At 67.2% G+C, this 12,790-nt stretch carries 15 protein-coding genes and 1 pseudogene; 10 read left to right on the plus strand and 6 right to left on the minus strand.

All coding sequences use genetic code 11. The features are described 5' to 3' along the window. Nucleotides 1–172 precede the first annotated feature (172 nt). Both KXC43_RS49610 and KXC43_RS53505 read left to right on the plus strand, forming a co-directional pair. Entirely contained in the window at nucleotides 173–583 is a 411-nt protein-coding gene (locus tag KXC43_RS49610; protein WP_221383312.1) for a response regulator, read from the plus strand. 850 nt (nucleotides 584–1,433) lie between these two features. Then, entirely contained in the window at nucleotides 1,434–1,760 is a 327-nt protein-coding gene (locus KXC43_RS53505) for a transposase family protein (protein WP_369076989.1), read from the plus strand. A 1-nt stretch (nucleotide 1,761) separates the two neighbouring features. Here the strand turns inward: KXC43_RS53505 and KXC43_RS53510 are convergent. The 5 genes and pseudogenes from KXC43_RS53510 to KXC43_RS49635 form a co-directional block, all read right to left on the minus strand. Continuing rightward, nucleotides 1,762–2,088, minus strand: a pseudogene (locus KXC43_RS53510) (ATP-binding protein); the annotation flags it as partial. Beyond that, nucleotides 2,012–2,275 (minus strand): PAS domain-containing protein, encoded by a 264-nt coding sequence (locus KXC43_RS49620; RefSeq protein ID WP_221383314.1) that lies wholly within the window; start codon nucleotides 2,273–2,275, stop codon nucleotides 2,012–2,014. The pseudogene KXC43_RS53510 and the gene KXC43_RS49620, both read right to left, overlap by 77 nt. A 42-nt stretch (nucleotides 2,276–2,317) precedes the next feature. Next, nucleotides 2,318–2,953, minus strand: coding sequence for a hypothetical protein (locus KXC43_RS49625; protein WP_221383315.1), 636 nt, complete (start codon nucleotides 2,951–2,953; stop codon nucleotides 2,318–2,320). Continuing rightward, complete coding sequence (locus tag KXC43_RS49630; RefSeq protein WP_221383316.1) at nucleotides 2,910–3,251, minus strand: hypothetical protein; 342 nt, start codon at nucleotides 3,249–3,251, stop codon at nucleotides 2,910–2,912. Before KXC43_RS49630 ends, KXC43_RS49625 begins: the two co-directional genes overlap by 44 nt. 470 nt (nucleotides 3,252–3,721) lie before the next feature. Further along, entirely contained in the window at nucleotides 3,722–5,323 is a 1,602-nt protein-coding gene (locus KXC43_RS49635) for a response regulator (protein ID WP_221383317.1), read from the minus strand. A gap of 340 nt (nucleotides 5,324–5,663) precedes the next feature. Here KXC43_RS49635 and KXC43_RS49640 point away from each other — a divergent pair, with 340 nt between their 5' ends. The 4 genes from KXC43_RS49640 to KXC43_RS49655 all read left to right on the plus strand — a co-directional run bounded on the left by KXC43_RS49640 (nucleotide 5,664) and on the right by KXC43_RS49655 (nucleotide 9,066). Continuing rightward, the gene (locus KXC43_RS49640; protein WP_221383318.1) at nucleotides 5,664–6,230 is read left to right on the plus strand and encodes a response regulator transcription factor; all 567 of its coding nucleotides are present in this window, start codon (nucleotides 5,664–5,666) and stop codon (nucleotides 6,228–6,230) included. A 22-nt stretch (nucleotides 6,231–6,252) separates the two neighbouring features. Then, entirely contained in the window at nucleotides 6,253–6,987 is a 735-nt protein-coding gene (locus KXC43_RS49645; RefSeq protein WP_221383319.1) for a PilZ domain-containing protein, read from the plus strand. A gap of 31 nt (nucleotides 6,988–7,018) precedes the next feature. Beyond that, a complete protein-coding gene (locus KXC43_RS49650) occupies nucleotides 7,019–7,417 on the plus strand; it encodes a response regulator (RefSeq protein ID WP_221383320.1) in 399 nt (132 codons plus the stop codon). Nucleotides 7,418–7,938: 521 nt separating this feature from the next. Next, nucleotides 7,939–9,066: a tyrosine-type recombinase/integrase gene (locus tag KXC43_RS49655; RefSeq protein ID WP_221383321.1), complete on the plus strand. Its 1,128-nt coding sequence runs from the start codon at nucleotides 7,939–7,941 to the stop codon at nucleotides 9,064–9,066. Nucleotides 9,067–9,204: 138 nt separating this feature from the next. Here KXC43_RS49655 and KXC43_RS49660 read toward each other — a convergent pair whose 3' ends face one another. After that, nucleotides 9,205–9,744, minus strand: a complete 540-nt coding sequence (locus KXC43_RS49660) for a hypothetical protein (protein ID WP_221383322.1) — start codon at nucleotides 9,742–9,744, stop codon at nucleotides 9,205–9,207. Between the two features lie 291 nt (nucleotides 9,745–10,035). Between KXC43_RS49660 and KXC43_RS49665 the strand changes: the two genes are divergently transcribed. The 4 genes from KXC43_RS49665 to KXC43_RS49680 all read left to right on the plus strand — a co-directional run bounded on the left by KXC43_RS49665 (nucleotide 10,036) and on the right by KXC43_RS49680 (nucleotide 12,728). Beyond that, nucleotides 10,036–10,230 (plus strand): hypothetical protein, encoded by a 195-nt coding sequence (locus KXC43_RS49665; protein ID WP_221383323.1) that lies wholly within the window; start codon nucleotides 10,036–10,038, stop codon nucleotides 10,228–10,230. Nucleotides 10,231–10,396: 166 nt separating this feature from the next. Continuing rightward, on the plus strand, nucleotides 10,397–10,657 hold the full coding sequence (locus KXC43_RS49670) for a hypothetical protein (RefSeq protein ID WP_221383324.1): 261 nt from the start codon (nucleotides 10,397–10,399) through the stop codon (nucleotides 10,655–10,657). 170 nt (nucleotides 10,658–10,827) lie between these two features. After that, nucleotides 10,828–11,934: a tyrosine-type recombinase/integrase gene (locus KXC43_RS53160; RefSeq protein WP_221383325.1), complete on the plus strand. Its 1,107-nt coding sequence runs from the start codon at nucleotides 10,828–10,830 to the stop codon at nucleotides 11,932–11,934. Continuing rightward, the gene (locus tag KXC43_RS49680; protein WP_221383326.1) at nucleotides 11,931–12,728 is read left to right on the plus strand and encodes a hypothetical protein; all 798 of its coding nucleotides are present in this window, start codon (nucleotides 11,931–11,933) and stop codon (nucleotides 12,726–12,728) included. The genes KXC43_RS53160 and KXC43_RS49680 overlap by 4 nt, the downstream gene beginning before the upstream one ends. The last annotated feature ends 62 nt before the right edge of the window (nucleotides 12,729–12,790 follow it).

Genomic DNA, 12,790 nt, shown 5'->3' on the forward strand with positions numbered 1-12,790 from the left:
GACGACGTTTACATCACTAATCGTCATGCAGAAGACACTTCAACTGATAGTCGCCCATTTGAGGAACGTCGCACTAGCCGCCCGTACCGCTCCGTAGACTCGATAAGACCGTCGTTCCACGGCGTCTTACTGAAGGCATGTGCCCCAGGCGGGTAGGTATTGGAGCGGAAGCATGTACACCACACCCTCGAGAAGCCGTTACGTGGTTTTAGTGGTTGAGGACGACCCGGACGTACGCGAGATAGCTGCACAGGTGCTGCGACGATGCGACTTCTCTATCTTGACCGCTGCGAACGCTGCAGAGGCCGTCGTGGCTTGCGGTGTACACGAGGGCCCGATCCACGTGTTGCTTACCGAGCTGGCTCTGCCCGGCGTGTCCGGCGACGCACTGGCCCGCGCCGCGGGCAGCGCCCGTCCCGAAATGAAGGTTCTCTACATGTCGCGTTTACGTCGGGAGGCCGCCATCGGTGAGGGACTGCTGCGCCACGACGCTCACTTCATTGCCAAACCGTTCACCGCGGATTTACTCGTCAGCGCTCTCCATAACGCGCTCCTCAGTCAAGAAACGACCGTAAACCATTGACACGCTTGCCATCATTCGAGGCCAGAGTTGCGCCACTCTGGTCTCCACCCCGCGACCGCCCTGGATTGACGAACGACGTGGTTGACGGTCATCTTCCTCGTGCCGTGATTATTTGAGGAGTGTAGGGCTCGGCGAAGTTTCGAGTATTCTTAAAGCAGGGCATCCAGCGCAGACGATTTGGCAGGGGGTCTTGGCGGGGCGGCCGACGAAACGTCGGACATTCCATCGGCCGCCCCGCTTCGCCAACACTCACGTAGCAGCGACCGCAGGTCGTTACCGGCTCGGGTGCGCCACCACGCCGCGTCCCGGCAGACGCAAGCGAGGATCGCAATCAAGCGGGCGCATTCGGTGTCGGCGGGCAGTGCGCGGTGCACGTGCAGGTCGGTGCGCAGGATGTTCACCAGCACCACGGCGTCGGCATGTCTTCTCGCCCAACGCCGAGTAGCGCTCCCAAGAGCGGGCGACGGCCATCGGATAAATCTTGCGACCGGTGGCGCGCAGCGCCGCGACCAGCAAGCCACGCGCCGTCTCGATCGCCACCGGGATCGGGCAGTCACTGCTGTCTCCCGCCTCGGCCAGAAGCGCTAACAGCGTCTGAAGGCCCTCAACGGACTCGGTGATGCGCGCTCTAACGGCAGAGCGAACCCGCCGGACTGATCAAGAGTGACACTGGAAAGAACGGCTCTGGCGCAGAAACGGTGTTCGGGTCATTGTCCTGTGTGGTGAGTGGCGTGCGGGATCATGACGCCCGTGTGACTTGATCAAGACGGTGTTTCCTGGCCTGTCTGCCCTGGTCATCGGTCAGGTCCTGAATCTCGGAGCGATGGTGCGGATTGTGGCGCGGACCCCGATGGCGGCGGCCGCCTGCCCGGAATGTGGGCAGCTCAGCGAGCGGTTGCATGCCTATCATGAGCGTCGCCTGGCTGATCTTCCGATCGCTGGAGGGGCAGTGACGGTTCAGGTTCGGGTTCGCCGTTTGGTCTGCGCAGCGCTGTCGTGCCCGCGGCGGACATTCCGGGAGCAGGTGCCCGCGCTGACCCAGCGCCCGGTGTGCAGGTCGCCGATGGCGAAGGCCGGCACGGGTTTGTCGACACTCTGGGCCTGGCCCATGCAATGGTGTATTCGAGGAGATCATCAATCATGCCGCGCATGCGCCGAGAGGCCCTCCCAATCATGATCAGCCCGTCGTGGGCCTGGCCGGCGTCGAGCGCCCCGGGCCCGTCGTCGAGCGCGTCGGTCAGCGACTCCGTCCAGCCTTCGACCGTGGCCAGCGGGTTGAGCAGGTCGTGCGCGACCACTCCGGCGAAGGCGGCCAGCTCGTCGCGGCGTCGACGTTCGGCGCTGATGTCGTGGAACACCGTGACCGCACAGCGCGTGCCGTTCAGGCCGCCGGGCAGCAGCGCCGAGCTGACACTGAGCAGCCGTCCCTCAGGCACGCCGGTGTTGCGGACTAGGATGTCCATGCCGTGCACGTCCGCGCCGGCGAACGCGCGCCGGTACGGCATCTTCGTCCGGGGCAAGCGGTGTGCCGTCCGGGTGGAACAGGCCGTAGAAGTCGCGTTTTGCCATCTGCCCTGAGTCGCTGACGACGCCGCCGACGAGCCGGCGCACGGCCGGGTTGCGCAGTAGCAGCCGGTCCTGTTCGTCGACGACCGAGACCCCTTCGGTCATGGCATCGGCGATGGCTGTCATCAGGTCCGCTTGCCGGGCCGATGCCTGCTGCTCGCTGCGCAGCTACTGGAACAAGGCGCGACGTTCGTCGCGGCCCACCGCCAGTGCCAGACCGGCCACCGCGATCACTCCGACGAACGCCTGCGCGACCAGCGCTCTGGCCGGGTGCGAGCCGATGTTGGCGAAGGCGCCGGTGCCGTGCAGCGTGAACAGCACCGCGGCCGCGCCGAAGATCAGGTCGTGCACCACCACGAAGCGGGTGTTCAGGCGGGCGCCGGCCACACGGCCATGGCCGAGGACCGAGAACGCCAGCGGCAGGCCGTGGTCGATGCCGAAGACACCGTAGTAGGCCGCTGCGGAGACCACGACGACGGCGATGTACTCGCCGCGGCGCAGTGGCGAAGTGTTCGCCCAGCCGGCCCGCACGGACGCCCACCAGCCCGGCTTCCGTCCGGTCCGCCACGCGTAGGCGCAGGTCAGCCATACCGCGCTGATCAGCAGGATGCTCACCGTGTTGCGGGTCATCCATACCGCCGCCGCGGGCCACGAGTACGTCCCGCTGACCACCCACACCGCGGTGGGACCGATCAGCGCGCCACCGGTGGTGCTCAGCAGTGCCGCCGCCGTCAGACGCCACAACTCGCCCGCGCGCGCGTCAACGGTCTGCTCCCACCGGCCGCCCACAGATGCGGCAGCCACCGGTACACCAGGACGGCGAACAACGACGCCTGCACCACGTTGGCCAGCACGTACCACGCGGCCAGGTGAAGCGATGCGCGGTGGCCACGTTGACGCCCACCGTGACGGCCGGCAACGCCAGCACGTCCAGGCCACGCCAGCGGGAGCGATACTGCACCAGGAACCACACCGCCGACACACCGGCCGCCGGCCAGACCAGGCTCAGGTCGGTCTGATCCATCACGGTCAGCCGCCCGGCATAGGTCGCCACCAGGTACACGACCAGGAAGCCCAACGTGCGTAGCACCGATGAGCGCACCCGACGTACCTCCGTCCCGCCTCACCACCGCCGGCGCGGTGCCGATGGTCGTGTCAGCGAACAGCTGCCGGGCCCGAATCGCGCAACAGACAGATGGCGACAGGGCGTCGGCGGCCGCTGCCACCTCTCGTCTGACCGTTCGGCACCATCAGCGATATCGCGAGCCGCCCGATGGGGAATCATGCGGAACTCGTGCCACCATGCGGACGGCTGGCCCGACTGGCTGCGTGCGCGCCTCGGTGGGCGCGACACCGGGGACGGTCGGGGCTGACGCCTCAGCGTCGGCCCCGACCGTCCCCGGGTAGGGCAGCGTCGCAGAAAGCGGCGCCGGCACGACTGTGTCGTCGCACCGGCGCCACTTTCGGTATGTGCCTACACCTCAACGCCCAGCCAAGATCGTCGGCAGGTGAGCGTGCCGGGCACGGCTGGCCGTTGACGGCCCTGGCGGGGGTGATGACGGCCGGAACCGGTCATCGGCGTGCTGGGGCGGCCAGGTCAGCCGCGATGCGCTCGCACACCGGCGCCGTCGCGTCGTACTCGATGCGGATGGCGGTGATGGCGGCCGGGTTCTGGGGCAGACGACCGGCGCGAGCGTCGGCCTCCACCGCGGCGAGCAGCTGCGCCAGGCGGGTGACACCGATGTTGGTGGCCGAGCCATTGAGCGCGTGCGCCTGATTCCGCACACCGGTGACGTCGCCGGCGGTGATCAGCTGGGCGAGCTGGTCGATGCCGGTCGGGGTGGCTGCGGTGAAGGAGGTCAGCAGTAGGGCGAGCAGGTCTCGTTCCGCTCCGGTGGGCTCACCGTCGCTGATCTCCGCCAGGCGGGCACGGATGGCCGCATCCCGGTCGCCGTCGGACCACTCCGGGGTGACCGCCGGCAGCGGTGCGGTCGCGTCGTCGCCGGCCGGGATGCCGGGGCCGGCGAGCAGCAGCGGCGTCAAGGCGCTGGTCAGATCCGGCAGGCGGACCGGCTTGGGCAGGTAGTCGTTCATGCCAGCGGCGCGGCAGGCGGTACGGTCCTCGATCAGCACGCTGGCGGTCATGGCGATGATGTGTGGTTGCCGGTCCACCGGGAACTCGGAACGGATCAGCCGGGTGGCCTCGAGGCCGTCCAGGACGGGCATCTGCACGTCCATCAGCACCACGTCGTAGTCGGCCGTACGCAATGCTTGGACGGCTTCCAGGCCGTTGGTGACGGTGTCGACGCGGTGACCCAGCTTGGCCAGCATGAACTGCGCGACCTTCTGGTTGACCTGGTTGTCTTCGGCCAGAAGCACCCGCAGCGGGGCATGCCAGGCGTCCTGCTGTTCGCACGGCGCCTGCTCCCCGGCGTCGGTGACTGTCGTGCCGGGGTCGGTTACGAAACCTGCACCGGCGGTGGCGCGCCGACGCGATCGGGTGATCCACCAGGTGTTCAGGGCGACGAGGCCGGCCGCAGCCGCAACCGCCGCGATCATCATCTCGATCGCCGAGTCGGCCTGGTCCGCCGCGTGCTGCTGCTGGGCGTGCAGAACGGCCAGCTGGTTCTCGCGCAATGTGTCGAGCAGTTGCTCAGCGCGCGCCAGACTTTCAGCGCCGACCGTGCCCAGCACGGCCGGCCGAGCAGCCGTGAAGCCGTCGGTACGCAGCAGCGTGACGGTGTGGCCGAGATAGTCGAGCGTGGCGACCGCGGAGGTCTGCAGATCGTCGATCATCGGCTGGCGCGCGGTGTCCGCATCGATGAACAGACGCAGCTCGGCAAGAGTGCCCGGCATCTGCGTCACCGCCGCGGTGTAGGGCTGCAGGTAGTGCTCATCGGCGGTGAGCACGAAGCCCCGCTGCCCGCGCTGCGCATCGTGCAGCTGACTACGTAGACGCGACAACGTGTCCAGCGCCTGATAGGTACGGTCGACCGGTTCCCGTTCGGCCAGCACAGCACCGATGCCCAGGTAGGCGGCCGTACCGAACAACGTCAGCACACCGACACTCGACACGTACCAGGCGGCCAACATCCGCCCCGTCATCCACCGCCGCGCGTGCGCCGCCCGGAAGCGGCCGGTGTGGTAGCTGCTCTGACACCATCTGCGAATCATGCCCTCAGAATCGGCGGACGCGCCCGGTGCATGAGCCAGCACCAAGCTGCAGTCCCGTTGCGAGAATCCGCTCCCCGCACGCAACCGGCGACGGTTTCATGACCGACCGTGCACCGTCGATGGTCTGGCCACGTCGCTGAGTGCCGGCACCTATTCGGCCGCCGTCCGGTTCAGGGCGGCACGAGGCCCGACAGGCTGTCAGTAATCCCCGGCGGAAAGGACTTGTCCATGGCTACCGCTACCAATCCTCTCCACGACCGCCCGCCGTTTCGGTTGCGCAGCCGCCGGTCGCCGAGTGGGCGCGAACCGACGATTGTGATCGTCGAGGACGAGGCTATCCGTGACCTGCTCGCCTTCAAACTGGAAGCGGCCGGCTACCGCACCCGTCACCACCGATAACGGCAACCGCAACAGTGCGGTAACGCTGACCTACCACGAGCAGCCGGACCTGATCGTGCTGGACATCGGCTTGCCCGGCATGGACGGGCTCAGCGTCTGCCACCGGCTGCACTCCGACCGCCTCACCGCGCAGATCCCCACCCTCCTGCTCAGCAGCCACACCCGTGACACCGACGTCAGTCTCGGTTACACCGTCGGCGCCGACCACTACATGACCAAACCGTTCAGCCTGACGCGTTGGTCAGTCGCGTCAACTGGCTGCTCATGTCCGACAACAACTGAGCAACGCCGACATCAGCATGCATCCACAGGCCTGCGGGCCCTGACCGGCTTGACTGCTGGCAGCACCGGCAGTTCGTCGAACAGCGGCGGCCGGCAGCCCTGCCCCGCTACGCCCTGCTCGGCGCCGCCCGGCCTCCGCACTCAGTACGGACCCACCCGCCCGCATGGTCGCCACCGTCTGCCACATCGCCGTGCCAGCGGTCAGAATTTCCGGCGATCGTCGTAGGGCATCTCACTCGCGCGGCATAATGGAAGCCGACGGCCTGGCAGTGACCGTCGGCGACGACCCGGGCGAGTGGTCGAGACTGAAGGGCTGCGCGATGATGCGTACTCTCGGTGTGCCCCGCGAGAACGTTAACGTGGTGCAAGAACAGCCGCTGCCGTGGCGCGCGCCGCAGGTGTATGTGTCGTTCGACGGCGGCCCGGCGCGAACATGTCGGGTGACCCGGCATCCGGGGGATCTGGTCCGTGTCGAGGTGGCCGATCTGGTCGTCCCTGCGGGCGCGCAGGCGGAGATCCAGTGGACCCAGGACGGCCGTGGCACCTACGCCGCCGGCACGGTGGTTCCGCCTCCTTCGGCCAGCGCCCCCGGGGTGTACATCCGCGTTGACGAGTCGGTGTCCGGTATCGAGCGCCGCCTCGGAGTCCGCGTTGCCGTGCACCTGCCGGTTGCTGTGACGGTCACGTCCGGGCAGATCCTGACCGGCCGCACGGATGATCTGTCGGTCGGCGGCGCGCACCTGCGCCTCGATCCCGCCGAGCAGACGGCATTCCGGCGGTGCACGACCGAAGTCGCCCGTGGCGCGGACGTCGTCGCCGAGCTGGCACTGCCCACTGGGCCCGCGCGATTGCGCTGCCTGGTGACCGGCGTCGGTGACCTTCCTGGTGACACGCGGCTGCGCTTCGTCGACGTCGACGGTGACACAGCGCAACGACTCGACGCGTTCCTACGCGACCTCCAGCTCAACGTCGCGCCGCGGTGAGCCAGCGGGCCACATACCAGAGGCAGGGATCATGGCCGAGATCGTGCTGGCGGAGGACGACGATGACATCCGAGCGATCACAGCGGCCGTCTTACACAAGGCGGGCCACCACGTTCGGGCAGTGCCCGACGGGGCTACGGCATTGCGGGAAGTCAGGCAGCGCCGGCCGGACCTGGTCGTCACCAACATCGAGTTGCCGGTGACCACGGGCATCGACGTCTGCCGGAAACTGCGAGCCGATCCCGCAACGGCTGAGCTGCCCGTGCTTCTCGTCAGCGGCGGTCTACTACCCGGTGATGATCGTCCCCGCGATGTGCGGGCAACAGCAGTCCTGGCGAAGCCGTTCCGTCACGCCGACTTGACTACTTGCGTCAACAAGCTGCTGCAGGCCGGCCACACGGACGGGCGGGCACCCGTCGCTTATCCGTGAGCTGGCCGGGCGCATAGCGTTCGCCTTCTCGTCTCACTTGGGCCTTACCAGCGCTTGTCGAGTTGCTCCGAAGGCCGGTGCCTTCGCCCCCATTTCACCGGCTGGACCACCAACCCTGCCTGAGCTCACCGCAACCGGCCAGCCACACCAAACCACAACGACGGCCGCTCGGCTACGCCGACAAAACGCCGTCTAACCCCAGTCACCTCAGGCATGTCTTCAGAGATCATGAACGTGGGCGATCTACGGCGTGACCCACCGCTATGAGCTGACCGACGCTGGGTGGGTCGTTGTCACCGCACCTACTGTCGGTGATCACCTCAACGGCATCTTGTGTGGAAGATCCGCTCCGGCGCACCCTGACGCGACGTGCCCGCCCGATACGGCTCCGGGGAGTCGATCTACCCCCGTTTCGGCGGGTCACGGCCGACACGGTGTTCCGGCATGACGGCCGCGAGTTTCGACGGATCGTCCCGCAGGCATACCGCACGGGACGAGATCATGGCCTTGAGGCGCCGGCCGTGCGGGCGGTCGCGCTGGACAGCGGCGAGAAACTCAACCTAACCCGCGCCGAAGACGAGGCGTTCTGGGCTTGGGCGGCGGTCGAGACGCTGCGGCACACCGGCATACGCGTCGAAGAACTCTCCGAGCTCAGCCAATTGGCGGTGATCTCCTACCGCCTTCCCGGCGCCGGTGAGGTTGTGCCGATGTTGCAGATCGTTCCGTCTAAAACCAACGAGGAGAGGTTGCTGCTGATCAGCCCCGAGCTTGCGAGCGTTCTAGCCTCGATCATCACGCGGCTGCGCCGGCTCAACGGCGGAACGGTCCCGCTGACGGCCCGGTACGACCCGCACGAACGGGTGCTGGGCGACCCGCTGCCGCTGCTGTTCCAGCGTCGCGTGTCCTGGCGGTGGACGGTCATCAACGACAACACAATCCGCAAGCTGCTCAACCAGACCCTCGTGCGGGCCGGCGTGCACGACGAGGCCGGGCAGCCGCTGCGCTACACCCCGCACGACTTCCGTCGCATGTTCGCCACCGAGGCCGTCAACGGCGGCCTGCCGTTGCACATCGTGGCCCGACTGCTGGGGCACGGCGACCTGAACGTCACCCAGGCCTACACAGCGGTCTTCGACGACGAACTTGTACGCAGCTACCAGACGTTCCTGGCCCGGCGCCGCGCCGCCAGACCGGCCGTGGAACATCGCCTCGCCACCGACGACGAGTGGCGCGAGTTCCAGCAGCACTTCCAAACCCGTCAGCTCGAGCTCGGAACCTGCGGCCGGCCCTACGGGACCCCATGCCGCCACGAACACGCCTGCATCCGCTGCCCCAGCCTGCGCGTCGATCCTCGCGCCCGTCCCCGCCTGGTGGGAATCATCCGCAACCTGGGCGACCGCATCAAAGAGGCACGGCACAACGGCTGGCTCGGCGAGGTCGACGGCCTGCAGACCAGCCTCGCCGCGGCCACCGAGAAAACTGAGCAACCTCGATCGCATCAGCACACGGTCGGCCCCGGGCCACACCGACCTCGGTATGCCGAGCCTTCCGACGGTAGGCGGTCGATAATGCCTGAGATATCTGAGCCGAACGCCTCCTCCAGCAACCACGCTATAGCAAAACTCACGGTTAGTAACGGACGTGGGTGACCAGCGCGCACGCTCGGCGGCAAATCAATGCGCCGAACCAGCGCAGAAATGTCAGCTCACTCGACACGCCGATCGAGGCAGCGGAGGGCATCACCGCCGACCCTCGCGGCAGGAAGGCGTCGAAGACAGGATGTCGGACTACTCGACACGAGTCGTCGCCACGTCGTCGCGGAGCCTGTGCGCCCGGCGACGAAGCCATAGTCCGTATCCCACAGCTACGAGACAACCCGCAGCAGCCAGGATCGCTGCCTGGAGGAGGCGATCACGGGTGGCGGCATCACACGCCAGCCGGAATTCCGTGAAGTCAGAACCGGCTGGACGATACAGGTCAACCAATGTCCCGCAGTTGGCGAAGGACCAACCATCGGCCAGGAACGGCTGAGTGGCCAGCAGCGCAGTCGGCGTCAACAGCAGGGCGCCGGCCGCCGATCGGCGAGTCCACGCTCCGAGCGACGCCGGCGTGGAGGCAGTCGACCGGATCAGTGCGGCGAGCGCTACGCCACAAGCCATCACGATTGCGGTACCTGCCGTGGTCACCACGAGGCCGGGTGAAGGTCCGGGAAGCCCGATAAAACCGCCGATCGCGGCGAAGACCACCCCAGTCACCGCCACCGCGATGCCTGCGCCAATCGCGCGTTCGCTGCGGCCTTCGGGCGACGCCTCGGGGCAGGACAGCATCGGACTCCAACAGTCTCATCGGTTTGGGCCCGGATAATATCTGTAGCGAGAGGCATTCTGGGGCAGAACATGCAACGCACTCTTCTCGGCAAATCCGGATGCCTGCCTACCGGGGCAAGATTACGGCGAGTAGCAAGTTTGGCTCACTCGGTGATAGTCCAGTTAAGGACCCCCGACGGCCGGCTCCGGCACCCCTCATGGCGAGGCCTACGTGCAGACCGGTCCGTGTCCTCGGCACGGCGCACTCCTGCACCGATCCCCCAGCCGCCGCAGGGTGAGGTGATCGGGGCCATGCAAACCTCGGACGGCCGGTGGCGCGTCGAGGCAGTTCGGCGAGGCAATCAGGACTTCTACCGGCTGATTCATGGCGACAACGTCATCGACGGCCTGTTCATCGCAACCGTGCAGCGACTCCTTGCAGAGGCCGGCGTCGACATGGCCGACCTCGTGGTAGCGGACTCCACGCACACCGCCGGCGCTGCGTAAAGCCTGTTGGACGCGACCCTGCCGTGCCACATTCACCCCGGACGTCTTCGCTGTCGTACCAGTCCATCGCAAAGCCGCCGAAGCCGGTCGCGTTGATTCCCTCGGCGGCGGCTTCTGGTGCCCGGCGCTACCGCTATTCGGAGTGTTCCCGCGTTACCGTGAAACCATGATCAACCCCGGTTCGCAGCCCGTCGAAGGCGCACGTGAGGAGTTGGCCGCGGCGAATCTTGGCCCGTTCCTCGCTGCAGTTGGCGAGCAGGGCGGGGCGGTGATCAGTGAGCCGATCCGCGATATGTCGGCAGACGTGGACGGCCGGTTTGCCTGGCGGTTCGAGGTCGACGGCATGCCGGTCCTGCTGTTGATGCCTGGTGTGGAGCTGGTCCGGCTCCGGGAGGACTTGACCGCCCAAGCACCATGCCTTCTCTAGGGGTTCCTGGCCTGTTGTGAGACGTTGCAGGAGGCTCTCTGTGGAGGGCGGCTGCACCTGTTCTCTGGGGATGTTGTTCAGTGGCGCGACGTTGCTGATCAACAGGAGGCTTGATCCAGGTGACCCGCGCTTTCTGCGTGCGCATGCCCTCAGGGGCTCGATATTGGACGGTGCTTGACGAGGAACTGCGGGCCGTGCCCGTGGCGGACGCGTTCTTGCTGGATTTGAGGTTCGGTCGTGATCGGGCGGAGTCGACGACCAAGTCCTACGCCGGCGCCGTAGCACTGTTCTTGCGCTGGTGTGGCGAGACGGGCCGGGATTGGCGATCGGCCGCGGCCGACATGGGCTTGTTCATCACATGGCTGCGGTACACGCCGGCCGATGGCGGCTCGGTGCTGATCGGGCCGGGCGCCAAGCCGGTGCGCGGTGACCGGCGAGTGAATGTGGTCCTGGTGGCTGTGCGGGCGTTTCTGGCGTTCGCGGTGGCGCGTAAGGAGGCACCGCCGCACGTGCTCGGGCAGCTCTACGAGTTGGCCGACAGCGCGGATCTTCCCCGGGAAGCGCAGCTGGAGGACGGCGGCCTGCACTACCGGTTACGGCCGCGGCATCGGATGCGCGTTCCCGACACCGACATCGACAGGGCCAGCGACGAAGAGCTCGTGGCGCTGATTGGGGCCTGCCGGTCGGCGCGCGATCGACTGATCGTGCTGCTGTTGTCGCGGGTAGGTTTACGCCGCGGCGAGGCAGCCGGTCTGCGGCGCAGCGACCTGCACCTGTTGCCGGACAATCGCTCGCTCGGTTGTCGGGTCGCGGGCGCGCATCTACACGTGGTGCCGCGGGTCAACAGCAACGGTGCGCAGGCGAAATCGCGGTACACGCGAGCCGTCCCGGTGGACTTCCTCGTGGTGCAGGCAATCGACCAGTACGTCGTGGAACGATACGCGTGCCGGGAGGCCGCAGCGTGCGACTTCCTGCTGGTCAATCTATTCCGCGTGCCGCTGGGCAGCCCCGTCACGCCGGGCGCGCTCAACGAGCTGTTCGAGGTTCTGTGCGGCAGAGCTAATTTGTCGCGGCGGATCACGCCGCACATGTGCCGGCACGCCTTCGCCAGCAATCTGGCCGATTCCGGGGCGTTGCTCGATGAAATCCAGCGGCTGCTCGGCCACATCAACCCGGCGTCATCGCAGCCGTACCTGCATCCGAGCGCCGCACGGCTGCGAGCCGCCGTCGACCGGGTGCCCTCGCCCCGGCTGCCGCACGCGGGAGGCGCCCGATGAGCGTCGCTGTGGTTCCCAATTTCGTGCGGGCTCGCGATGCCGACACGGCCGAGGCAGCCCGGCTGTGGGCGGCGATCGATCAGCCGAGGCTGCGAGATCTGGGCTGGGACCATGATCGGCATGTTCTGATCGTCGCCCGGGATCACCCGCTGATGGGCTGGAAGACCTGTGAGGTCCAGGGCTGCGATAAGAAGAAGGGCACCGCTCGCGAGCCGTTGTGTCAAGGGTGCCGGAAACGGTGGCATCAGAGCGGGCGGCCTCCGCTGGACGAGTTCTTCCACATGCCGAAGCCGTCGTGGCGCTCGATCGGCGTAAAGCCGTGCGAAGTACCTGGATGCGAACGCCCGTGGCGAACCGTTCGCATCCGGCTATGCGCTGCCCATTGGTGGCAGCAACGACAGTCCGGCCAGTCCCTCACCGCGTTCCTAGCGCGAACGGATCTTGTCGCCCTGGGAGCACTCGGACCGTGCCTCGCGACGGCCTGCTATCGCGATCGGGTCGGTCAGATGCCGTATTGCAACTCTCACGACCAACGCTTACGCGTCGCTCGCCGCGCCGACCCGGATCTGGATGTGGGGATGTGGCGGGCCACTGTTTCGGAGGTCGTGGTGCGGGGCGAGGTCAGCTTCCGCGGGCTGCACCCGCGAGTGGTGGGCGAAGTGCTGTTCGGGATCCAGGATCGCCTCACTCGCGGCATGGCCACACGCGAGGAGCTGCTGCGTCAGCTGTGCATCCAGGCCCGGGCATCTGGGGCCGCGACGCTAGACATCTTTTGTATTGGGGTCTGTGTCTGATCCACTGTGACGCCTGCGGGTGATCGTCACGGCCGGTGGGGGTCGGGTCTGCTGGTCACATG

It is taken from the genome of Paractinoplanes polyasparticus (assembly GCF_019710575.1).
Classification (GTDB): domain Bacteria; phylum Actinomycetota; class Actinomycetes; order Mycobacteriales; family Micromonosporaceae; genus Actinoplanes; species Actinoplanes polyasparticus.